Consider the following 22,289-nt stretch of genomic DNA (forward strand, 5'->3'; position numbering starts at 1 on the left):
CCGCGGGGCTGCGGTCCGGAAATGGGCGCGCCAGCGGGGATAATCACGGCCATGCGGGAGACCCCAAACCCAGCGAGCGAAGACGAAGCTCGCTTTGAAGATTTTTTTCGCGACGCGGCTGCCCCCGGTGAGGCGCAGCTCTTGTGGCAGATGGAGCGGCAGGATGGCCTGATGGCCGGCCTGCGCGCGCTCTTTCACGGCCCGGCCAGCCTGGTCAAGCTGCGCGTCTGGGTGTTCCTGGAAGTGATGGCCATGCCGGCCTCGCGCATCAGCCGCGAGGCGCTCAACCAGCATTTCCACATGCTGCGCGACGAGCCGCTGGAGCTGGTGCTCAAGCGCCTGCGCGAGGCCGATCTGCTGGCCTGGGACCCTTCCAACCAGCATTACGGCGTCACGCCTCTGGCTCAGCAGCTCTTGGGTCTGCTCCAGCCCCTGGTCAGCAGCAGCGCCCAGCAGGACGCCGACCTCAGCGCCTTGCTGGCCAATGTGGCCGGTGCCCACCAGCTGGGCACCCTGGACCCGGCTCAGCTGCAGCATTTGCAGGCCCAGCTCTCGCGCCTCTACGACGAGTTCGCCGACGCGATCGCCAGCGGCTCGGAGTTCCACCTGCGCCGCGCCCGCCAGCGTTTCGGCCGGGCGCTCAGCCTGGTCGAGAAGGCCAGCGAGGCGCTTTCCGCCATCATGGTGCAGGCCCAGGAGCAGGGCAATGCCCGGCTCGAGCGCTTGGCGCGCGAGCTGGGCCTGGCCCAGGCGCGTTTGCTGTCCATGGCCAGCCAGTTCAACCGGGCCTTGCAGCAAGCCGACCGCCAGCGCGTCACGCTGGGCTCCACCGGCATCACCACCACCGATGTGCGGCGCTGGCTGCAGAGCGTGCATTTTCTGGAGAACCTGGCCCTGGGCGCCTTGTCGCGCCCGGTGCACCCGGTGCTGGTGGCCCAGCATGAGCTGCTCGACACCGCCGAGGCCGAGTTCGAACGCGACCGCCCGGCCGCGCCCACGCCCGAGGCTTTGCCCCATGCCCAGGCCGCGCCCGAGGGTGAGCTGGCGGTGATGAGCCTGCCGCCCGAGATGTCCATCATGCAGGCGCTGCTGACGCGCTGGAGCGAGGCGGGCGAGGTCGAGCAAGACCTGGCCCCGGCCGTGCTGGGCGGCAGTTATGCCCGCGCCAGCTACCGCGCCCAGCTGCTGCCCCTGCTGGGCGACAAGGAGGCCCAGCATCTGACCGGTGCCACCGGCGATATGGCGCGCCAGCCCTGGCGCGTGCACTGGTCGGCCGAGCAGGGCGAGTGCGATGACGAGTACATCCGCTGGATGAGCCGCGGCGTGCTGCGCCGCCCGCCGGCTGACGCTGCATCTGCAGAAGAACAACAAGAACCGAAGGAAGAAGACCAAGCATGAGCGCTGCTCTCGACGACGCGGCCGCCCTGGCCGCGCAGCTCTTGGCCCGCCGCTGGCTGCCCCGCAGCCACCCGCTGGTGCGCCGCGCCCTGATCGACCAGGAGGTCTGGAACGCCCTGGGCCAACGCCTGGCCGCGGTCGGCCTGCGCGTGATCGACAACCTCTATGCCGACCACATCAGCCTGGCCATGCTGCGCCCGGCCGAGGTGGCGGTGTTTGGCGAAACCGGCCTGGCTGCCAATAACAACCTCGACCTGCCGCGCGATGGTGTGGCCCTGCTGGTGGTGCTGTGGTCGCTGATCGTGCTGCCCAAGCGCCAGCGCCAGGTGGCGCGCGCCGAGGCCAAGGAAGAAGGGCAGGGCGAGATGTTTGCCACCGACAAGCCCCTGCCCACGGCGGCCAGCGTCAGCCCAACCCTGAGCTACCGCAGCCTGCTGGCCGATTTCGGCAACCAACTGGGCAAGAAGATGCGCCTGGACAGCAACCTCAAGCTGCTGGAGCGCAATGGCTTCATCACCCGTCGCGGCGAGGATATTGCCGAGGGCCCGCTGCTGGATCTGCTGCTGGACTACGACACCCTTGCGCCGCGCATCCTGGACGGCGCCCTGGGCGATGTGCTGGCCCGCACGACCGACCCGGAGATTGCCGCGGCCATTGCCAAGGCGCGCCAGCCTGAACTGCCTGAACCTGAGCCCGAGCCCGAGCCGGCGCTGGACGCCCAAACCCGGCCCGAACAAGAACAGAACAAGAGCGAGACCTGATGTTTCACCTGCAATCGCTGGAACTGCTGCACTGGGACTATTGCCGGCGGGTGAGCATGCCGCTGGACGGCGCCATCATCACCATCGCCGGCCCCAATGGCTCGGGCAAGACCACCTTGCTCGATGCCATGCGCACCTTGCTGGGCCTGGAATGCTCGGGCGGCCGCACGTACAAGACCTATGCCCGCCACGCCAATGCCGAGAGCGCCTGGCTGCGCGCCCTGGTGGACAACCGCCCGCGCGGCCGCCAGAACAGCTCTCGGCCCTTCGCCAGCTCCCTGCTCTACGCCGACCAGGTGACCCTGGTCTGCCGCATCGAGCGCCATGGGGGCGACTGGCAGCGTCGCTACATGATGGTGGACGGCGTCCATGAGATCGAGGCCCTGGCCGAGCGCGGCGACAAGGACTGGATGGGCATCGAAGCCTGGCGCCGCCGCCTGGAAGCGGCTGGCCTGACCCGCGCCATCGGCCGCGTGCTGGCCCTGGAGCAGGGCCAGACCGACCGCTTGTGCGAGCTCAGCCCCAAGGAGCTGCTGCGCCTGGTGTTTGAAGTCTTCGGCGACCAGGAGGTGCTGGACCGCTACGACCAGGCCCGCAGCCATCAGCAGCATTTGCTGAAAGAAGTCGAGCAGGCCACGCACGAGCTCTCGCACACCCAGGCCCAGCTGTCCGACCTGGCCAACCGCGTCAACAGCTTCCAGCAGTACCAGCTGCGTCAGAAGGAGCGCGAGCGCCTGGCCACCGAGGTGCTGCCGGTGCTGCAGTGGAGCGAGGCGCGCGCGCGCACGGCCCAGGGCCTGCGCGAGCTGCACCGCCAGCGCCTGTTTGCCGGCGCCGATGCGCGCCAGCAGGCCGCACGCCGGGCCGAGCTGCACAGCTTGTTCGAGGCCCTGGAGCGCGCCAAGCAGCGCCTGGTGGAATTGGAATCTGAGCGCCGCCAGACCCGCGCCGCCTTTGACGCCGCGCGCGAGGCGGAGCGGCCGCTGGAGCTCTTGGCCAAGCGCGAGGAAGAGCTGCGCACCCTGGCCGCGGTGGAGACTGATGCGCAGGAGCTGGCCCAGCGCGTGGAGCAGCTCAGCGGCGAACAGCACCGCCTGCGCGAAGCCTTCACCCGAGCGAATGACCAGAGCCGCAAGGCCCAGGCCGCGCTGGAGGCCTTGAGCGGCCAGCGCCTGCCGCCTCCGCCGGCCGAGGTGACGCGCTTCCGCCGCGCGCTGGACGATGCCGGCATTGCTCACCATGTGCTGGCCGACTGCATCGACATCGCCGATGAAAGCTGGCGCGCCGCCGCCGAAGGCATGCTGCGGCCTTCGCGCTGGGTGGTGGTACTGCAGCGCAGCGGGGACGAGGCCCATGCCTTTGCCCTGGCCTCGCGCGAGCGCTATCGCCATTACGTGGTGGCCGAGGCCGAGAACGTGCCGGCCAGCGTGCCGCCCGATTCCCTGCTCGCGGCCCTGCGCTTCAATGCCAAGGCCCCGGGCTGGCTGATCCGGCAACTGGGCGGCATTCGCCGCGTCAAGGACACCGAGGCCGGTGCCAAGGTCGGCGGCGAGTGGATCACACCCGATGCCTATTACAAGGACGGCCGTGGGGGCCGCAGCCTCTGGGTCGAGTCGCGTGACTTCCAGTTCGGTGTGTCGGCCCTGGAGTCGCGTCGCAAGGCCTTGGAGAGCGAACTCAACCGCTACGACGCGGAGCTGAGCCGCATCGCCAAGGAGCAGGCCGAGATCGAGCGCCAGTTCAAGGATGCGCAGCGCGCTGCCCTGGGCCACAAGGCCGCACAGGAACTGGCCGAGAAGGCCGAGGACTTTGCCGCCGTGCGCGAGCGCCTGCCGGCCCTACGCCAGGCCCGTGTCGAGGCATCGGGCCGCATGACCGCGCTCGATGCCGAGCACGATCGTGCCCTGACCCAGCACAGCCGCAGCGAGCGCGATTACGAGTCGGCCCAGGCCAGCCTCAAGGCCAGCGAAGAGAACGTCGGGCGCGCCCAGCGCGAGCATGAGGGCCGCAAGCGCGAGTTGCTGGCCCAGGCACGCGAATCGCGTGCGGCCAAGGCGCGGTTCCCGGCGTCCTGGGTCACACCGGCGGCGCTGCAGGCCTTGCGCGATGAGTTCGAGAACGCCAAGCAGGCCGAGATTGCCGGCCGCCATGTGCAGGCGGAGCTGGAGAACGGCGTCTGGGAGACCGACCCGCAGGTGCAGGACCGGCATGCGCGCATGAGCGTGTCGGTGCTGGAGCAGACCGCCCAGCTTGACGACCGCCGCGCCAGCAATGAGATGGCTCGCATCGCCGCCTTCAACGCCCGCGAGCGCTACATCGATGTGCTGCGCGCCACGGTGCGTCGCTACAAGAAGAACGTGCAGGAGCTGGGCGAGCTGGCCGGCGTGATGGCGCAGGCCGAGCTGCCGCATCTGGACAATGACGATATGGTGCTCGCCCAGGCGGGGCTGCAGGTCAAGTTCAACTTCGACGGCAAGGGTGAGGTGGGTTTGAACGACGGTGAGGCTTCGGGCGGCCAGCAGGTGCTCAAGAGCCTGATCCTGCTGGTGGGCCTGATGAAGGACGATGACTCGCCGGGCGGATTTGTCTTCATCGACGAGCCCTTTGCCCACCTGGACGTGCGCAACATCCAGCTGGTCGGCCATTTCCTGCGCTCCACGCGCGCGCAGTACCTGCTGACCACGCCGATCACGCACAACGTCGAGGTCTTCGAGCCCAGCGAGATCACCCTGGTCACCAGCAAGAAGCCGCGTGGCGAGCGCTGGGCACCGCCGATTGCGGTGCTGGCGCGGCGGCCGGAAAAGTCGATTTACGACTGAGAGCGCTTCAGCAATGTCCCGCGCCGCGCGCCTGCTCGACCTGATGGAGCTGCTGCGCCGGCACCGCCACCCGGTGCCCGGCCCGACATTGGCCGCGCAGCTGGGCATCAGCCTGCGCAGCCTCTACCGTGACATCGCCACCCTGCAGGCGCAGGGCGCCCAGATCGAGGGCGAGGCAGGCCTTGGCTATGTACTCAAACCGGGTTTCACCTTGCCCCCGCTGATGTTCTCGGCCGACGAGGTCGAGGCCCTGGTGTTGGGATCGCGATGGGTGGCAGGCCGCGCTGATGATGAGGTGCTGGCCGCGGCAGCGCGCCACGCCCTGGCCAAGATTTCAGCCGTGTTGCCGGCCGGGCTGCGCCATGAGATGGACAGCACGGCCCTGCTGGTGGGGCCGGGCGAGCCGCTGCCGCGCCTGGACCAGGTGCTGGCCCGGCTGCGTGCCGCCATGCGGCAGGAATGCAAGGTCAGGCTGCAGTACCGCGACTTGAAAGGCCGCAGCAGCGAGCGTGTGGTCTGGCCCTTTGCCCTGGGTTTTTTCGATCAGGCCCGTGTGCTGGTGGCGTGGTGTGAACTGCGCGGGGAGAGGCGCAGCTTCAGATGCGACCAGATCGAGGGCCTGGAGGTGCTGGAGCAGCGCTACCCTCAGCGCCGCCAGGTCTTGTTGAAAGCCTGGCGCGAGGCCGAGGGCATCGCCGCGCAGTGAGCCGACTGGCGCAGCACCTGGGCTGCCTGCTGCTGCCAGAAATTGACAGGGCGGCTGCCTAGCATGGCGGCTCTTTCAACCCACGGCTCGCAGCCAACTTCCAGCATGAACCCCACGAACTTCAGCCTGCAAAGCCAGGCCCACTTTGTTCTGCTCCACGTGCAGAGCCCGGCCGCCAGCGCGAGCTTTTACCGCCAGATCCTTGCTGCAGAGCCGGTCGAGGCCTCGCCCACCTTCGCCATGTTTGCCCTGGCCCCGGGCCTGATGTTGGGCCTCTGGGCGCGCGACACGGTGGCGCCGGCCTCGGCCGGGCAGGGGGGCAGCAGCGAGCTGGCCTTTGTCCAGGACAGCGCGGCCGCAGTGGATGCGGTGCATGCGGCCTGGGTCGCACGCGGCGTGCTGGTCTTGCAAGCACCCACCGCCATGGACTTTGGCTACACCTTCACGGCCAGCGATCCCGATGGCCACCGCCTGCGCGTGTTCGCGCCCGGCGCGGCCTGATCGCTCAGATCTCGATCGAGCGCAGGTAGTCAAGGAAACCTGCGCCCAGCTGCGGGTGCGCCAGGGCCAGTTCCACATTGGCCTGCAAAAAGCCTTCCTTGCTTCCGCAGTCGTAGCGCTTGCCTTCGTAGCGGTAGGCGAACACCTTCTCCCGGCGCAGTAGGCCGGCGATGCCATCGGTCAGCTGGATCTCCCCGCCGACGCCGCGCGGTTGGTTGGCGATCTCGTGGAAGACGCCGGGCGTGAGGATGTAGCGGCCGGCCACGGCCAGGCGCGAGGGGGCGTCTTCGGGCGCCGGCTTCTCGACGATGCGGCTCACATCGACCAGATGCTCGTTGACCTGGCTGCCGGCGACGATGCCGTAGCGGCGGGTGTGTTCGGCCGGCACTTCCTGCACCGCGAGGATGCTGGCGCGCCACTCGGCGAATTGCTCCACCATCTGCTTGAGCACCGGTTGGCCACCTGATGGGCCCACCATCAGATCATCAGCCAGCAGCACGGCGAAGGGTTCGTTGCCGACCAGGCGCTGGCCGCAAAGAACGGCATGGCCCAGACCCAGTGCTTGGGCCTGGCGCACGTAGACACACTCCATGTCATCGGGCTTGACGCTGCGCACCACCTCGAGCAGCTCCTGCTTACCCGCTTGTTCGAGGGCTATCTCGAGCTCGAAAGTCATGTCAAAGTGGTCTTCGATCGGTCGCTTGTGGCGGCCGGTCACGAAGATCATCTCGCGCACACCGGCGGCATAGGCTTCTTCGACGGCGTACTGGATCAGCGGCTTGTCCACCACCGGCAACATTTCCTTGGGTTGGGCCTTGGTGGCCGGCAAGAAACGGGTGCCCAGGCCGGCGACGGGAAAGATGGCCTTGGTGATGACTGAGCTGGGCTTGGACGCCATAAAAGTACACTCCTTGATTTGCTTTCGCGCATTGTTGCATGGGCAGATGACGGCTCTTCGACCTGCCCTGGACCGATTCAAAACATGACTTTGCTGATCGTAGAACCGCTGGAAATCGAAGTCATGCAGTGGCTCAGCGAGCGCCATTCGGTGCAGTTTGCGCCGGAGTTGGCCGCCGAGCCCGCGCGCTTGCTGGAGGCCTTGCATCAGACGCAGGGTCTGATCCTGCCGCCCAATGTGTCCGTCGATGCGGCCCTGCTGCGTGCCGCGCCGCGGCTGCGCGTGGTTGGACGCATGAGCTCGGGCGGTGAAAACATCGACCTGGCGGCCTGCCGCGCGGCCCATGTGGAAGTGATCCGCAGCTTGACTGCCACGGCGAGCGCCGAGGCGGAGTTCATGGTCGGCGCCTTGCTGGCCTTGCTGCGCCGCGTGCCGGTGCAAGGCTCGGACGGCATGTGGGTGGGCCGCGAGCTCGGTTGCGTGACGGTGGGCCTGATCGGCATGACGCCGGCCGCGCGCATGCTGGCGCAGCTGCTGCCGGCCTTCGGCACCCGGGTCGTGGGCTACGACCCCAGCCTGCACCAGAGCGACCCGATCTGGGCCCAGTGGGGCATCGAGCCCTTGCCCCTGCGCGAGCTGATGGAGCACAGCGAAGGGGTCTGCGTGCAGCTGAACTACTTCCCACGCTACCGTGGCCTGATCGGCGAGCGGGTGCTGAGCTTTGCCAAGCCGGGGCAGGTGTTGGTCAGCATCGCCCATTCCGCCATCTTCGATGACGCCGCACTGGCCGATGCTTTGCGCAAGGGGCGCCTGCTGGCGGCCTGGTTCGACAGCCTGGAGCCGGGCTTGCAGGAGCCGGGCCTGCCTCTGCATGGGCTCGACAATTTGCAGGTGACACCGCGCCTGGCCAGCACCACGCGCGAGTCGCGCACGCGCGCCGCCTGGGGGGTGGCGCGGCGCATGGATGAGATCCTGGCTACGCCACCCGAGGTGGCGGAGTTTCGGGCTAGCGGGCCAGCCGAGCTGCCTGATCCCGCAAGCGAGAGACGGTGGCGCTGAAGTCGTTCAGGCGCTGACGCTCCTGTTCGACCACCGCCGCCGGCGCGCGCGCCACAAAGCCCTCGTTGCCCAGCTTGGCTTCGATCTTGGCGATCTCGCCGTCCAGGCGGGCGATTTCCTTGGCCAGGCGCGCGGTTTCGGCGGCCACATCGATCTCCACATGCAGGGCCAGGCGGGCTTCGCCATGGACCAGCACCGGTGAGCTGGCGCTGGCCGCCTGGAAGGCGGCTTCGTCGCTGATGATCTGCACCTCGCTGAGCTTGGCCAGGGCTTTGAGCAGCGCCGCGGCTTCGGCGATGAAACCGGTGTCGCCACCGACCAGCAAGGGCACGCGGGTGCCGGGCGAAAGGTTCATCTCGCTGCGCAGGCTGCGGCAGGTGCCGACCACGGCCTTGAGGTTGTGGACCCAGGCACAGGCGGCCTCGTCGATGCGCTCGGGCTGGGCAACGGGATAGGCCGCGCTGACGATGTAGTCCGTGTTCTTGCGGCCGGCGATGGGTGCCACGGTCTGCCACAGCTCTTCGGTGATGAAGGGCGCGATCGGGTGCAGCAGGCGCAGCGTGGTTTCCAGCACGCGGATCAGGGTACGGCGGGTCGCGCGCTGCTGGGCCTCGTTGCCGTTCTGGATCTGCACCTTGGCGATTTCCAGATACCAGTCGCAGTACTCGTCCCAGACGAAGGAGTAGATGGCGTTGGCGACGTTGTCCAGGCGGTACTCGGCAAAGCCCTGGGCCACGGCCAGCTCAACCTTTTGCAACTCGCTGCTGATCCAGCGGTCGGCGCGGCTGAAGTCCAGATAGCCGTGCGCGGAACCACCCGGAGCGCATTGCTCTTTCGTGTGCTCCAGGAGACCGCAGTCCTGGCCTTCCGTGTTCATCAGCACGAAGCGGGTGGCGTTCCAGAGCTTGTTGCAGAAATTGCGGTAGCCCTCGCAGCGCTTGGTGTCGAAGTTGATGTTGCGGCCCAGGCTGGCGTACGAGGCCATGGTAAAGCGCAGGGCATCGGCGCCGTAGGTCGGCATGCCTTCGGGGAATTCCTTCTTCACCCGGGCTGCCACCTTGGGCGCGGTCTCGGGGCGTCGCAGGCCGACGGTGGACTTGGCCACCAGGGTGTCCAGGTCCACGCCCTGGATCAGGTCCACCGGGTCCAGCACATTGCCTTCGCTCTTGCTCATCTTCTGGCCTTGCGAATCACGCACCAGGCCGTGGATGTAGACATGCTTGAAGGGCACTTTGCCGGTGAAATGCTGGGTCATCATGATCATCCGGGCGACCCAGAAGAAGATGATGTCGTAACCCGTCACCAGCACGGTGGAGGGCAGGAACAGGTCCTGCTCCAGCGTCTTCTCGGGCCAGCCCAGGGTGGAGAAGGGCACCAGGGCGGAGGAGTACCAGGTGTCCAGCACGTCCTCGTCGCGCGTCAGCGTGCCGCTGTAACCGGCCGCCGTGGCCTTGGCGCGGGCCTCGTCCTCGTCGCGGGCGACGAAGAGCTCACCGCTCTCGCCGTACCAGGCCGGGATCTGGTGGCCCCACCAGAGCTGACGCGAGATGCACCAGTCCTGGATATTGCCCATCCAGTGGTTGTAGGTGTTGATCCACTGCTCGGGGTAGAACTTGACCGCGCCGCTCTCGACGGCATCGACCGCGCCCTGGGCGATGCTGCGGCCGGTGCTGGCGCTGACCTTGTTGACGGCCACAAACCACTGGTCGGTCAGCATGGGCTCGATCACCTGGCCGGTGCGCTCGCAGCGCGGCACCATCAGCTTGTGCTTCTTGACCTCGACCAGGAAGCCCTGGGCCTCCAGGTCGGCGACGATCTTTTTGCGTGCGACAAAGCGGTCCAGGCCGCGGTAGGCCTCGGGGGCTTCGTCATTGATCTTGGCGTCCAGGGTCAGCACGCAGATCATGGCCAGACCGTGGCGCTGGCCGACGGCGTAGTCATTGGTGTCGTGCGCGGGCGTGACCTTGACCACGCCGGTGCCGAACTCGCGGTCCACGTAGTCGTCGGCAATCACGGGGATGCTGCGGCCGCACAGCGGCAGGGTCACCTGCTTGCCGATCAGGGCGGCATAACGCTCATCTTCCGGGTGCACCATCACGGCCACGTCGCCGAGCATGGTTTCGGGGCGGGTGGTGGCCACGGTCAGATCGCCGGAACCATCAGCCAGCGGGTAGCGGATGTGCCAGAGGAAGCCATCTTCCTCTTCGCTGCTGACCTCCAGGTCCGACACGGCGGATTTGAGCACCGGGTCCCAGTTGACCAGGCGCTTGCCTCGGTAGATCAGGCCTTCGTCGTAGAGCTTGACGAAGGTGTCGCGCACCACGTGCGAGAGCTTCTCGTCCATGGTGAAGTATTCATGGTCCCAGGACACCGAGTCACCCAGGCGGCGCATCTGGCCGGTGATGGTGTTGCCGGATTCCTGCTTCCATTCCCAGACGCGGGCGACGAAGTTCTTGCGGCCCAGGTCGTGGCGGGTCTTCTGGCCTTCGGCGCCCTTCTCGGCCAGCTGGCGCTCCACCACGATCTGGGTGGCAATGCCGGCATGGTCGGTGCCCGGCACCCACAAGGTGTTGTGGCCAAGCATGCGGTGGTAGCGCGTCAACGAGTCCATGATGGTCTGGTTGAAGGCGTGGCCCATGTGCAGGGTGCCGGTCACATTGGGCGGCGGCAGCTGGATGCTGAAGGACTCGCGGCTCGCATCCAGGGTGGGCTTGTACAGGCCTTTTTGCTCCCACAAAGGGCCCCAATGGGCTTCGAGGGCGGCGGGCTCAAACGATTTGGCAAGTTCGGTCATGGCACAAGGGTCGCTGCTGAGAAAACGGCAAAGGGGCCGGTGTGCCAGCATTCAGCCAGCACCCGGGCCCCTGTTCGGCCGGAATATGGATGGGAGGAAAAGCACAAAAAGGGATGGCGCGATTGTCCACCATGCGCGCGGCTCCGCGCCTGGGGCGAGCGCCTCAGGGAAAGAGTAGGTCTAGCAGGTGCTCGGCCCAGCTTTCACGCGGGGCGAAACGGTCCTGGCAGGGAATCAAGGAACTGCGCCCCGCGGGGTCCAGCATGCACAGGCCCACCGCCAAGGCCTGGCGTTCGCGCTCCACGCGGACCAAGGCACGCGCGAACAGACCCAAGCACAGCGACAGCAGGATCAGGCAAATCAGCAAGGACTTGGGCGCGCGGCGCCAGGTGTTCAGGGCAGGGCGGTTCATGGTGGGGCGGTGTCAGCGCTGGGCCTCTCAAGCAAAAAGGCCCCGCAGGGCAGCGGTCCGCAGTCTATGCGAGCCGTCGCTGAGGGAGCCTGTGTCTGAGGGTGTGCAGGACCCGGGTTGCTCGGGTTCGACAGCCTTGCTTGCTCACAAGAACAAATGTTCCCCCGCGTTCTCCCCGCCCAGGATCACATAGTTGACCTTGCGCAGGTCGGCCAGGCTGCGGCCTCCGGCGTAGGAGATGGAGCTTTGCAGGTCCTCGCGCATCTCGCGCAAGGTGTCGGCCAGCTTGCCCTTCACGGGCTCCAGGATGCGCTTGCCTTCCACATGCTTGTACTCGCCCTTGTTGAAGTCGCTGGCCGAGCCGTAGTACTCCTTGTAGAGCTTGCCGTCGACTTCCACCGTGTTGCCGGGTGATTCCTCGTGGCCGGCGAACAGCGAGCCGATCATCACCATGGAGGCGCCAAAGCGCATGCTCTTGGCGATGTCGCCATGGTGGCGGATGCCGCCGTCGGCGACGATGGGCTTGGTCGCCACGCGGGCACACCATTTCAGGGCCGAGAGCTGCCAGCCGCCGGTGCCGAAGCCGGTCTTGAGCCGGGTGATGCAGACCTTGCCCGGGCCGATGCCGACCTTGGTCGCGTCTGCGCCCCAATTCTCCAGGTCGATCACGCCTTCGGGCGTACCGACATTGCCGGCGATCACAAAGGTCTCGGGCAGGCGCTGCTTGATGTGGGCAATCATGCGCTGCACGCTTTCGGCATGGCCGTGGGCGATGTCGATGGTGATGTAGTCGGCGCCCACGCCTTCGGCGGCCAGGCGGTCGATGACGGCATAGTCCGCGGCCTGCACGCCGGAGCTGACGGAGACCAGCAAGCCCTTGCTGCGCATGGACTTGGCGTAGGCCACCGTGTCCAGGTCGAAGCGGTGCATGACGTAGAAGTAGCCATTGGCGGCCAGGTGCTCGGTGATGTGTTCGTCCACCACCGTCTTCATATTGGCCGGGACGACCGGCAGCTTGAAGCGCTGGGGCCCGAACTGGACCGAGGTGTCACATTCGCTGCGGCTTTCCACGCGGCATTTGCGGGGCAGGAGCAGGATGTTGTCGTAGTCAAAGATTTCCATGAGTCGAATCGTTCGCAAGTTTCGGGCTGCGTTCATGCAGTGCAGACCCTGGGCTGCGAGCACTTGACTTGGAGATCCGGCCGGCGTGGCGTCTCGGGAAAGAGTCACGCCTGCTTTGCATCCGCGAAGCCACCAGCGAGGGTGGTACGGACGAAAAAAACCGGACGCCAAAATTTGGGCCCGGTGAGCGATTCTACGCCGATCTTGACCGCCTTCGGTCCACAAACTCGGCGAAAAGCTGGAGCTGGCCCTCAGTTCTCACCGCATGTAGTCTGGCTACACTGCCTGCCACACCCGGGCCATCCAGGCTCCGCGACACCAAAGGTTCCATCCCATGCATTCCGTCGTCATCAGCGGCACCGGTCTTTACCAGCCGCCCCACATCATCAGCAACGCCGAACTGGTGGCTGCCTTCAACGCCTACGCAGACCTGCAGAACGCCCAGCATGCCGATGAAATCGCGGCCGGCACGCGCGCGCCGCTGACGCATTCCAGCGTCGAGTTCATCGAAAAAGCATCCGGCATCAAACAGCGTTATGTGATCGAGAAGGACGGCGTGCTCGACCCGACGCGCATGTACCCGCGCTTCCAGGAGCGCAGCGACGAGCAGCTCTCGCTGATGGCCGAGATCGCTGTGGACGCGGCCCGCAAAGCCATTGCCGCTGCAGGCAAACAGCCGGCCGATGTGGACGCCATCTTCTGCGCCAGCGCCAATATGCAGCGCCCCTATCCGGCCATGGCGGTCGAGATCCAGCAGGCCCTGGGCGCCAGCGGCTATGGCTTCGACATGAATGTGGCCTGCTCTTCGGCCACCTTCGCCATCGAGCAGGCCTACAACGCCGTGCGCTCCGGTGCTTCGAAATGCGTGCTGGTGGTCAACCCCGAAATCACCTCCGCCCACCTGGAGTGGAAAGACCGCGACTGCCATTTCATCTTCGGCGATGTCTGCACGGCCCTGATCATCGAGCGCGCCGACACGGCCACTTCGGCCGACCAATGGGAGATCCTGGGCACCAAGCTGGTGACTCAGTTCTCCAATGCCATCCGCAACAACTTCGGTTTCATGAACCGCGCCGAAGACAGCGACCCGAATGCGCGCGACAAGACCTTCAAGCAAGAAGGCCGCAAGGTGTTCAAGGAAGTCGTGCCCATGGCCGCTGCCCATATCGAGGCCCATCTGGGCACGCTGGAAACTGCGCCCGCTTCAGTGCGCCGTTTCTGGCTGCATCAGGCCAATCTGGGCATGAACCAGCTCATCATCAAAAAGCTGATTGGCGAGAGCATGGGCACCTCCGGCTCGGACGTGGCGCCGTTGATTCTGGACACCTATGCCAACACCGCCTCGGCCGGCTCCATCATTGCCTTCCACGAGCACCGCGCCGACCTGAAGGCCGGCGATCTGGGCGTGATCTGCTCTTTCGGCGCTGGCTATTCCATCGGCAGCGTGATCGTCAAGAAGCGCTGAGCCCGCGGCACGCCCCAGCGCCGCTTGCCGTTCAGGGCAAGGGTGCGGAGGCGGCCTCGCTGGCCGCAGACGGCGGGCTCAGGCTCGCCGTGCCATCGAGGCCGATGGCACGAATGCCCGCCTCGCCGGCGAATTCTTCAAAGCTCCAGTCGCCGTTGGCGCCACGCAGCAGGCCTTCGGCTGGCGGCGAGATTTCCTGAACCGGCTTGTTGCGCAGGGCCACACTCATGAAATCGATCCAGACGGGCAGGGCCAACCCGCCCCCCGACTCGCGGTCGCCCAGCGAGCGCGGCTGGTCGTAACCGATCCAGACCACGGTGGCCAGGCTGGGCTGGAAGCCGGCGAACCAGGCGTCGACTGCATCGTTGGTGGTGCCGGTCTTGCCGTACAGGTCGGGGCGGCGCAGCGTGCCCTGGGCGCGTGCGGCCGTGCCACTGCGCGTCACTTCCTGCAGCAGGCTGGCGGTCACAAAGGCATTGCGCTCGGAGATGGCGCGCTGGTCCTCGCTCAGCTGGGCTTTGGGGGCTTCGAACAAGACCTGACCCTTGCTGTCGGTGATGCGCTCGATGATGACGGGCGGCAGGCGGTAGCCACCGTTGGCAAACACCGCGTAAGCGCTGGCCATCTGCAAGGGCGTGACCTCGCTGGTGCCCAGGGCCAGGGTCAGGTTCTCGCGGCCGGCGTCGATCTCGATGCCGAAACGCGAGGCCCATTCCCGCACCCGCGCCGGCCCGATCAGCTGGGTGATGCGGATGGTCACCATATTCTTGGAGCGGGCCAGGGCCTGACGCACGCTCATCAGGCCATCGAACTTGCCGTCCGAGTTCTTGGGCTCCCAGTCGCCGAAGACCAGGGGTTCGTCGGGCACCACGGTGCTGGGGCTGACGCCTTGTTCCAACGCAGCCGAGTAGACGATGGGCTTGAAGCTGGAGCCCGGCTGGCGCTTGGCCTGGGTGGCGTGGTTGTACTGCTTGCGATTGAAGTCAAAGCCACCGACCAGGGCATGGACGCGGCCGGTGCCCGGCTCCAGCGCCACCAGTGCGCCTTCGGCCTCGGGCGGCTGGACGATGGACCAGGCGCCTTGCGGCTCGGCCTTGCTGGGCGCGCCGCGCATCACGCGCACGATGGCGCCGGGGCGCAAGCGGCTGGCTTCGCGTGCCTTGTCAGACAGGGCCGATTGCACGCCGCGCAAGGCCTCGCCGCTGAGCGTCAGCTCCTCGCCGCTCTGCATCACGGCACGTACTTTCTGCGCCGAGGTTTGCAGCAGCACGGCGGCGCGCAGATCGTCCTGGTCCGGGTGTTCGGCCAGGGCCTGGGCGATGGCGCTGTCGCGTTCGGTCTCGTCGTCCGGCAGGGCGACAAAGCCCTCCGGCCCGCGGTAGGGCTTGCGCTTTTCCAGCTCCAGCAGGCTGCGGCGCAGGGCCCGATAGGCGGCGGCCTGCTCTTGCGAAACCAGGGTGGTGTAGACGCGCAAGCCCTTGGTGTAGGCCTCTTCGCCGTACTGCTCAAACACCACGTCACGCGCCATTTCGGCGGCGAACTCGGCATGGACGCGCGCATCCTGGGGCGAGCGGATGTGCAGCTTCTCGGCCTTGGCGCTCTCGGCTTGCTCGGCCGTGATGACGCCGGTGTCGACCATGCGGTTGATCACCAGATGCTGGCGGCGGCGTGCGCGCTCCGGGTTGACCGCCGGGTTGGCATAGGCCGGGTTTTGCGGCAGGCCGGCCAGCATGGCGGTTTCGGCGATGGAGAGATCCTTGAGCGTCTTGCCGTAGTAGGCGCCGGCCGCCGCCTCGAAACCATAAGCCCGCTGACCCAGATAGATCTGGTTCATATAGACCTCGAGGATCTTCTGCTTGCTCAGTTCGCTTTCCAGCTTCATGGCCAGCAAGGCCTCGACGAACTTGCGCGAGTAGACCTTTTTCTTGGTCAGGTAGAGGGTGCGCGCCAGCTGCTGGGTGATGGTGGAAGCACCTTGGGTGCGGCCCTGGGTGGCATTGGCCACCACGGCACGGAGGATGCCGGGCAGGTAGATGCCGCTGTGCTCGTAGAAATTGCTGTCTTCGATGGCCAGCAAGGCGTCCTGCATCAGCTTGGGGATCTGGTCCAGCGGCAGGTATTTGCGCCGCTCGGTGCCGAACTCGCCGATCAGCACCTCGTCGCTGGTGAAGACCCGCAGCGATTGCTTGGGCTGGTAGTCGTTCAGCTCGGCCAGATCGGGCAGGGTGGGATAGATCAGCGCGGCCGCAACGCCGAGCAGCAGGGCGATCAGGCTCAGCGCCACGGCGCCGATCACAAGCAGTTTCTTCAAGGGCGATCACGGCGCACCAGGCGCCGGGCTGAGAGGAAGTCGCGATTATGGCGGGCGGGCCGGCCTGCGCCCCCCCGGCCCGCCTGGCATCGCGGCGTCAGCTTTTCGGTATCTGCCCGCGGGCGGTCTCAGATCCGGTAGCCCAGGCTCAACCACAGGCGCGGCTTGTGGCGGGTGATGGGGTCAGCTTGCGGCTCGCCACCCTTGAGGCTCCAGGCGGCGGCGGCTTCCAGCTGCCAGCGCTCGCCGTTGACGCGCACGCCCAGGCCGGCACCGGCCAGGGTGCGGTAGTTCTGTGCGGTGCCGGCGGTGGGCACGGTGTTGATGCGCACCCGGCCGGCATCCAGCATGACAAACGGCGTGGCGGCGCCGATGTTGTGCCGCAGCTCCAGCTGGGCCAGGGCGCCGCGGTCGCCCACGCCTTCGCCGCTGGGGTAGGCACGCACGCCGCTGATGCCGCCCAGGCTGATGCGTTCGCTGGAGTCGAGGTTTTTGTCAGCCCATTGCGCGCTGAAGCGGGCATAGAGGCTGCTGTCCGGCGTGAACACGGTTTGCTGCTGCACCAGGTCGAGGTTGAACTTGAGGAAGCGACCGCGCGTCTGGTTGCTGTCCAGCCCGACCAGGGCGTCGGACAGGCGCAGGCGCCCGTTGGTGACGCTCAGGCTGCCGTAGCTGATGCCGCCGAGGCCCAGGCTGTTGCGGCGATCGAAGTCAAGTGAGAGCGGCAGGCTCTGGCTGGATTTGTCGTCGCTGCCATTGAGCGTGCGGTCCTGCAGGCGCTTGTACTGGTAGCGCATGGAGAGCTTTACATTGGCGGCATTGCTGCGCAGCACCGGGTAGCTCAGACCCAGGGAGGCGGTCTTGGCATAGCCTTGCGCCTTCGAATCGGCGAACTCCTTGCCCAGCTGGTAGTCGCTGTGCGAGTAGCTGGCCTCGGCGCGCAGGCCGTGCCGCCCCAGCGGGCGCGAGTAGCCCAGGCTGCCCAGCCAGAGCTTTTGATCGCTGAACAGGCTGCGCAGGCTGACTTGGTCACCCAGCGAAAAGGGGCTGTTCCAGTCCAGATTGAGTTGCAGGCGATGGGCGCCGCTGTAGCGGTTGCCATGGTTGTCGGCGCCGACCGAACCGACCAGGGCGGGTGCCGGGGCCAGCTCCACCAGAAGGTCGCCGGTGCCGACCTTCTCGCCGGGCTGCATCAGGGGGGTGACGGCCACGCCGGGCAGGTCGCCCAGGATCAAGACACTGCGCTCCAGTTCGGGGCTGCGGATCACGGTGTCGGGCTGCAGCATGGACAGGTAAGGCGCGGCCTGCTCGGCCCAGTCCGGCCGGTTGCTGATCGGTTTGATCTGGCCGTAGCGGCCTTCGAGCAGTTCCACCCGCAGCGTGCCATCGCTGAGCTCTTGCGGTGGCAGGTAGGCGCGGGCGAAGGGATAGCCGGCTTGTTGGTAGAGCAGACCGACCCGCTCGGCCAGCGACTGCAGGCCGGACAGATCGAGCTCGGTGTTGAGCAGATCGGCCACGGCCGCTTCCAAGGTCTTGCTGTCGATGACGCTGTTGCCGCCAAAACTGAGGGCCTTGACCTGCACCTTGCGCCCGCCCGGCAGGGCCAGCTGGCTCTTGGGGTTGTTGAGTTTGAGCTGCACACCGGGCTTGGGTGCATCCGGTGGGGCCCGGCGGCTTTGCTGCAGGATCTGCCCGGCATCCGGCGCCGCTTGCGCATGGGCGGCCATCGGTGCGGCCAGGGCCAGCAGGCTGGAGACGGCCACGGCCACAAGGTGGGCCGGGTAGGGGGCTGAGTGGTGGTCCATGGCGGCGTGGGGGGAGTTGGGTTTCAAGGCCTGCGAAGACAGGGGTTTGCCATGGGGCTGGCTCATTTCTTGTCCTCCCGCTGGCCGTCGTTGCCGGTGCTGTTGGAACTGCTGCCGGGCTCGGGCAAGCGAATGCCGCCTTGGCGGACAAAGATGCGCGTGCCGCCAACGCTGGTGTTGCCGCTGCCGAGCAAAGCGGCAGACGAAGGCGCGTTGCCACCGTCACTGCTGCTGCTGCTGCTGCTGCTGCTGCTGCCGCTCGTTTCACCCGTCGCGGACGTCGCCGCGGCGGTGGTTGCTCCGGGCGCTGCGGCTGGACCGCTCGGCGTGGGCGCCGGCCCGGAGTCCACCAGCTGCAGGCCGCTGGAGATTGCCGCGCCGCTGGGCAGGCTGCCTGTTGGGCTGCTGCTGATGACAAAAGTCAGCGCGGGTTGATTGCCTGCGATCACATTGGCATTGAGCGCCGGCGAGATGCTCAGCTCGCCGTCACGGCGGGTGATGGCGTAATTGCTGTTGCTCAAATTCGCCGCCAGGATGGCATGTGCGCCCACCGATTCGCCGGCCACCCGGCTCAGGCTGCCGGCCAGGCTGTCGCCAGCCACCAGGTTGCCCTCGGTGATGCTGAAGCTCAGCGCGGGGTCGGGGGCGCCAAAGGTTTTTTGCTTGTTGTCGGCCTGGACCGTGATCGGGCGCGGTGTCACGGCCAGCTGGCCGGGCAGGGCGGTGATCGCGTAGTTGCTGTTGCTCAGGGCGCTGGCATCGATGGTGTAGCTGCCGACGTTCTCGCCAGCCGCCCGGCTCAAGGCGCCGCTGAGTGCATCGCTGCCGACCAGGTTGCCGCTGCTGATCTGGTAGCTCAGGCTCGGATCGGCATTGCCATAGACCTTGCTCTTGTTATCGGCCGTGACGGTCAGCGGCCGTGGGCTGATGCTCAGGCTGCCGTTTTGCGCGGTGATCGCGTAGTTACTGTTGCTCAGGGCACTGGCATCGATGGTGTAGCTGCCGACGTTCTCGCCAGCCGCCCGGCTCAAGGCGCCGCTGAGCGCATCGCTGCCGACCAGATTGCCGCTGCTGATCTGGTAGCTCAGGCTCGGATCGGCGTTGCCGTAGACCTTGCTCTTGTTGTCGGCGGTGACGGTGATGGGCCGCGCGGTGATCGTGCCGGTGCTGCTGGCGGTGGCGCTGTTGAGGCTGTAGTTGCCGGCATCGGCGCCGCTGAGGCTGATGCCGGTGATGCTGACGGCCTTGGCGCTGCCGGCGTTGGCGTCGCTGAAGCTCGCGCCGGCATGTGCGACGGCGACGCTGTCATTGGTCAGCACATCGCCGGACGATCCGGTTGCACTGGCGCTGACCGAGCCGTCGTACACCTTGCTCGCCACGCTGAAGCTGGCGGTCAGCGGCTTGGGTGTGATGGCGGCGCTGATGCCTCCGGCGTTCAGGCTGTAGTTGCTGTTCGACAAGACCAGGCTGTTGCTGAGCAGATAGCTGTAGCTGCCCACGCTCTTGCTGCTGACCGTGGCACTGCCGCTCAAGCTCGGCGCTGCGTTGCCGTTGACCATGCCGGTCAGGGTGTAGCTGCTGTTGCTGGCGGCGAAGCTGTTGCTGCCGTCGTAGACCTTGGTGAAGCTCAGGTTCAAAGGCTTGGGGGTGACGGTCCAGCTTGCCGCATCACCGGGGTTGAGGCTGTAGGCCGCGTTGCCTAGTGTGATGCCGCTGGTGTAGCTGAGGCTGTAGCTGCCGACGTTGGAGCTGGCTGTGGGCGCGCCGCTCCAGGCGGCGGTGCCGGTGGGCAAGGCGTTGCTGATCAGGTTGCCGCCGCTGAAGGCGTCAAAGATCGAGTAGTTGAACAGGGGCTGGTCGCCGTAGACGCTGCTGGACGAGACCAAGCGCAGGTACACCGGTGTGGGGCTGCTGCCACCGCCGGCGGCTTGACCCACCGAGGTGATGGCGTTGTTGATCAGGCTGACTGGCGCGCCGGCGTAGTACCAGATGAAGCCACCGGACTGGCCGCTGGCCAGGTCCGAGAGGCGCTTGAACATGGCGTAGGAGCCGTCAATGCGAGCGCTGCTGATCAGCGAGGTCCGCGGATCCTTGTTGGTCGAGTTGGAGAGGCTGCAGCAACTGGCATGTGCCATGTCCACGCCGTCCGAAGTCGAATAGAACAGCACGGCGCCGCCGGTGCTGCCGTCATTGCTCTCGGTGACCTTGAGCGCATTGGAGGCGGTGTTCTGGGTCGGCAGGCTGACAAAGGCGTTGTTGACGATATTGCCCTTGGACTTGAAGCTCGAATCGCCCTGGCCCACCCAGTCGTCACGGGTGCCGATCCAGAGACGCAGATTGTTGAGCGCGCTCGAACCGATATTGGTCAGCTGGGTGTCGGTCTTGGAGTAACGGTTGCCCGCCAGCAGTTCGAAGCTGTTCTCGACCCTGATCAGCTGCCCACCGCCCATGTCCAGGGTGGCGCTGCTGACGATGGTGCCCACCCCCTCGCGGTAGCCGGCGATATTGACCGACTTGTTGCTCAGCGCGGTGTTGAACGTGTCTTGGGTGGTCTTGACGGTGCCGTTGTAGTTCCAGCTGTTGCTGCCATCGCCGCCCACGCCTACCGCCAGATCCAGCGGGTTGCTGCTGTAGGTCATCTTGAACCAGCCATTGCGACCCGGCGAGACGTTGTCAAAGTAGAAAGGCTGACGCAACTGCCCGCTGGTGTCGATGGAATCCTGCGTGCCATTGCCGAAGCGCAGCAGGCCGTTGTCCAGGACCAGATTCTTGGTGGCACCGGTGCTGCCTTTCTTCCAGGTGAAGGCCGCGCCGTTGGGGATCAGGATCTTGACGCCGTTGGCCACCGTGTAGCTGGCGCCGGCGCCATCGCTGCTGGCCTGGCCGTAGACGAAGGCCAGGCTGCCGCTGCCGCTGGCGGTCAGGTCGGCGTTGACATTGATGTGGCGCTCGGCCGTGAGCGTCAGCTTGTTGGCGGCCCAGCTGACGGGGTCATTGACATGGATATCGCCGTTGCCGCCGCTTGTGCCCTGGCTGGCGGTGGTGATCACGACATTGCCGCTGGCCAGGTCGGTGCCCAGTTGCGCGCCGGAGATGTTGCCGCCGCTGGCGGCAATGGTGAAATCGTTCGGATCGATCAGCCAGGTGCCGGAGGCGCCGTGGCTGGCGCGGGTGCTGATCTTGCGGCCCTCGGCAAAGTCGACGCGGGCTGCGCTGGTTTCGATGAAGCCACCCGACCCCCCCTGCGGTGCGCTGGCATCGAGACTGCCTCCCACCAGCACCCGCGATTGCGGGCCATCGCCCAGCAGGAAGATGCGGCCACTCTGTCCTTCGCCTTGCCCGTCGCTGAGCGTGCGTGCTTCGGTGATGCCCGTGTGGTTGATCACCGTCTGCGTCAGTCGGCCCGCGGCCCTGGCCGTCAGATAGACAAGGCCGCCATCGGCGCGGATCGCAGCGCCTTGCTCAATCAGCGCATCGAGGGCAGCCTCGTCGATCTTGAGCTTGACCGGGCCGCCCAGGTCCAGCGTGACCTTGGCGCCGGCACCCATCAGCACCTGGCCGCCGGGTGACTGGATGCTGCCGCTGTTGCTGATGCGCGCGGCAATCAAGGCGACCGTGCCGCCCGTGGCCGATTGGATCGAGCCCTGGTTGATGATGGCCTGACTGCTGCTGCCCTCGAAGCGGTAGCGGCCAGCCAGAAAGTCCTGGTTGTCCAGGTTCAAGGTGCTGGCCACCAGGGCGCCGACATTGACCTGGGCGCTGGGTGTGAAGAGCACGCCATTCGGGTTCAGCAGGAAGACCTGACCGTTGGCCTTCAGGGCGCCCTGGATGGTCGAGACCTCATTGCCCAGCACCCGGTTCAGCGCCACGGCGTTGCGGCTGGGCTGCAGGAACTCGACGCTGTGGCCGGCGCCGATATTGAAGCTGCGCCAGTCGGTGATCAGCTGGGCGCTGCTCTGCTGCACGGTCAAGACCTGGCCCCGTTGGCTGATCTGGGCCTGGCCGGCCACCACCTGGCCGCCGCTGGGCAAGGGAGCCGACAGGGCGGCCCAGGCGACGCTGCTGACCTGGCCCAACAAGGCCAGACCTAGGGCCTGAACCAGGGCCCGCTTGGGCTGTCGCGGGCGGCTCAAGCCAGCAACAGGGCTGTGGCTGCACAGGTCTGAGGCAGGGCGAAGGGTGTCGAAGTCCGACACGTCAGGGTTGGGGCTCATGTGCGCGCTCCGGGGAATGGGGAG

The 22,289-nt window shown here is 66.7% G+C and carries 14 protein-coding genes; 7 read left to right on the plus strand and 7 right to left on the minus strand.

Going from position 1 to position 22,289, the window contains the following annotated elements; genetic code table 11:
- The first annotated feature begins 51 nt into the window (after nt 1-51).
- From AC1Q6P_RS20615 to AC1Q6P_RS20635, 5 genes are all read left to right on the plus strand, one after another.
- On the plus strand, nt 52-1,398 hold the full coding sequence (locus AC1Q6P_RS20615) for a hypothetical protein (protein WP_492663536.1): 1,347 nt from the start codon (nt 52-54) through the stop codon (nt 1,396-1,398).
- Nucleotides 1,395-2,159, plus strand: a complete 765-nt coding sequence (locus AC1Q6P_RS20620; RefSeq protein WP_492663535.1) for a hypothetical protein — start codon at nt 1,395-1,397, stop codon at nt 2,157-2,159. The genes AC1Q6P_RS20615 and AC1Q6P_RS20620 overlap by 4 nt, the downstream gene beginning before the upstream one ends.
- Nucleotides 2,159-4,978: an ATP-binding protein gene (locus AC1Q6P_RS20625; RefSeq protein WP_492663534.1), complete on the plus strand. Its 2,820-nt coding sequence runs from the start codon at nt 2,159-2,161 to the stop codon at nt 4,976-4,978. Before AC1Q6P_RS20620 ends, AC1Q6P_RS20625 begins: the two co-directional genes overlap by 1 nt.
- A gap of 13 nt (nt 4,979-4,991) precedes the next feature.
- Nucleotides 4,992-5,684 carry a helix-turn-helix transcriptional regulator gene (locus tag AC1Q6P_RS20630; RefSeq protein WP_171826087.1) on the plus strand — a complete coding sequence of 231 codons (693 nt, stop codon included), beginning with the start codon at nt 4,992-4,994 and terminating at the stop codon, nt 5,682-5,684.
- Nucleotides 5,685-5,789: 105 nt separating this feature from the next.
- Complete coding sequence (locus tag AC1Q6P_RS20635; RefSeq protein WP_102770196.1) at nt 5,790-6,185, plus strand: VOC family protein; 396 nt, start codon at nt 5,790-5,792, stop codon at nt 6,183-6,185.
- Nucleotides 6,186-6,189: 4 nt separating this feature from the next.
- Here the strand turns inward: AC1Q6P_RS20635 and galU are convergent, their stop codons facing one another.
- Nucleotides 6,190-7,083 carry a UTP--glucose-1-phosphate uridylyltransferase GalU gene (gene galU, locus AC1Q6P_RS20640; protein ID WP_492663533.1) on the minus strand — a complete coding sequence of 298 codons (894 nt, stop codon included), beginning with the start codon at nt 7,081-7,083 and terminating at the stop codon, nt 6,190-6,192.
- A gap of 84 nt (nt 7,084-7,167) precedes the next feature.
- On the opposite strand from galU, the gene AC1Q6P_RS20645 reads away from it, so the two are divergent.
- Nucleotides 7,168-8,142 (plus strand): NAD(P)-dependent oxidoreductase, encoded by a 975-nt coding sequence (locus tag AC1Q6P_RS20645; RefSeq protein ID WP_171826088.1) that lies wholly within the window; start codon nt 7,168-7,170, stop codon nt 8,140-8,142.
- On the opposite strand, the gene AC1Q6P_RS20650 is transcribed toward AC1Q6P_RS20645, so the two are convergent.
- From AC1Q6P_RS20650 to AC1Q6P_RS20660, 3 genes are all read right to left on the minus strand, one after another.
- A complete protein-coding gene (locus AC1Q6P_RS20650; protein WP_171826089.1) occupies nt 8,090-10,936 on the minus strand; it encodes a valine--tRNA ligase in 2,847 nt (948 codons plus the stop codon). The genes AC1Q6P_RS20645 and AC1Q6P_RS20650 overlap by 53 nt on opposite strands.
- A gap of 163 nt (nt 10,937-11,099) precedes the next feature.
- Nucleotides 11,100-11,348, minus strand: a complete 249-nt coding sequence (locus AC1Q6P_RS20655) for a hypothetical protein (RefSeq protein ID WP_171826090.1) — start codon at nt 11,346-11,348, stop codon at nt 11,100-11,102.
- A 144-nt stretch (nt 11,349-11,492) separates the two neighbouring features.
- Nucleotides 11,493-12,470 carry a GMP reductase gene (locus AC1Q6P_RS20660; protein ID WP_492663532.1) on the minus strand — a complete coding sequence of 326 codons (978 nt, stop codon included), beginning with the start codon at nt 12,468-12,470 and terminating at the stop codon, nt 11,493-11,495.
- 334 nt (nt 12,471-12,804) lie between these two features.
- On the opposite strand from AC1Q6P_RS20660, the gene AC1Q6P_RS20665 reads away from it, so the two are divergent.
- A complete protein-coding gene (locus tag AC1Q6P_RS20665) occupies nt 12,805-13,935 on the plus strand; it encodes a beta-ketoacyl-ACP synthase III (protein ID WP_492663531.1) in 1,131 nt (376 codons plus the stop codon).
- Nucleotides 13,936-13,966: 31 nt separating this feature from the next.
- On the opposite strand, the gene AC1Q6P_RS20670 is transcribed toward AC1Q6P_RS20665, so the two are convergent.
- The 3 genes from AC1Q6P_RS20670 to AC1Q6P_RS20680 form a co-directional block, all read right to left on the minus strand.
- On the minus strand, nt 13,967-16,246 hold the full coding sequence (locus AC1Q6P_RS20670) for a penicillin-binding protein 1A (protein ID WP_492663530.1): 2,280 nt from the start codon (nt 16,244-16,246) through the stop codon (nt 13,967-13,969).
- A gap of 128 nt (nt 16,247-16,374) precedes the next feature.
- A complete protein-coding gene (locus AC1Q6P_RS20675) occupies nt 16,375-18,117 on the minus strand; it encodes a ShlB/FhaC/HecB family hemolysin secretion/activation protein (RefSeq protein ID WP_492663529.1) in 1,743 nt (580 codons plus the stop codon).
- Nucleotides 18,114-22,265 carry an MBG domain-containing protein gene (locus AC1Q6P_RS20680; RefSeq protein ID WP_492663528.1) on the minus strand — a complete coding sequence of 1,384 codons (4,152 nt, stop codon included), beginning with the start codon at nt 22,263-22,265 and terminating at the stop codon, nt 18,114-18,116. Before AC1Q6P_RS20680 ends, AC1Q6P_RS20675 begins: the two co-directional genes overlap by 4 nt.
- Nucleotides 22,266-22,289 lie beyond the last annotated feature (24 nt).

The organism is Roseateles sp. GW835-FHT13E02, assembly GCF_058794035.1.

Coding starts and splice junctions, on each gene's coding strand:
- AC1Q6P_RS20615 (WP_492663536.1), top strand. CDS start 52: ATGCGGGAGACCCCAAACCCAGCGAGCGAAGACGAAGCTCGCTTTGAA.
- AC1Q6P_RS20620 (WP_492663535.1), top strand. CDS start 1,395: ATGAGCGCTGCTCTCGACGACGCGGCCGCCCTGGCCGCGCAGCTCTTG.
- AC1Q6P_RS20625 (WP_492663534.1), top strand. CDS start 2,159: ATGTTTCACCTGCAATCGCTGGAACTGCTGCACTGGGACTATTGCCGG.
- AC1Q6P_RS20630 (WP_171826087.1), top strand. CDS start 4,992: ATGTCCCGCGCCGCGCGCCTGCTCGACCTGATGGAGCTGCTGCGCCGG.
- AC1Q6P_RS20635 (WP_102770196.1), top strand. CDS start 5,790: ATGAACCCCACGAACTTCAGCCTGCAAAGCCAGGCCCACTTTGTTCTG.
- galU (WP_492663533.1), bottom strand. CDS start 7,083: ATGGCGTCCAAGCCCAGCTCAGTCATCACCAAGGCCATCTTTCCCGTC.
- AC1Q6P_RS20645 (WP_171826088.1), top strand. CDS start 7,168: ATGACTTTGCTGATCGTAGAACCGCTGGAAATCGAAGTCATGCAGTGG.
- AC1Q6P_RS20650 (WP_171826089.1), bottom strand. CDS start 10,936: ATGACCGAACTTGCCAAATCGTTTGAGCCCGCCGCCCTCGAAGCCCAT.
- AC1Q6P_RS20655 (WP_171826090.1), bottom strand. CDS start 11,348: ATGAACCGCCCTGCCCTGAACACCTGGCGCCGCGCGCCCAAGTCCTTG.
- AC1Q6P_RS20660 (WP_492663532.1), bottom strand. CDS start 12,470: ATGGAAATCTTTGACTACGACAACATCCTGCTCCTGCCCCGCAAATGC.
- AC1Q6P_RS20665 (WP_492663531.1), top strand. CDS start 12,805: ATGCATTCCGTCGTCATCAGCGGCACCGGTCTTTACCAGCCGCCCCAC.
- AC1Q6P_RS20675 (WP_492663529.1), bottom strand. CDS start 18,117: ATGAGCCAGCCCCATGGCAAACCCCTGTCTTCGCAGGCCTTGAAACCC.
- AC1Q6P_RS20680 (WP_492663528.1), bottom strand. CDS start 22,265: ATGAGCCCCAACCCTGACGTGTCGGACTTCGACACCCTTCGCCCTGCC.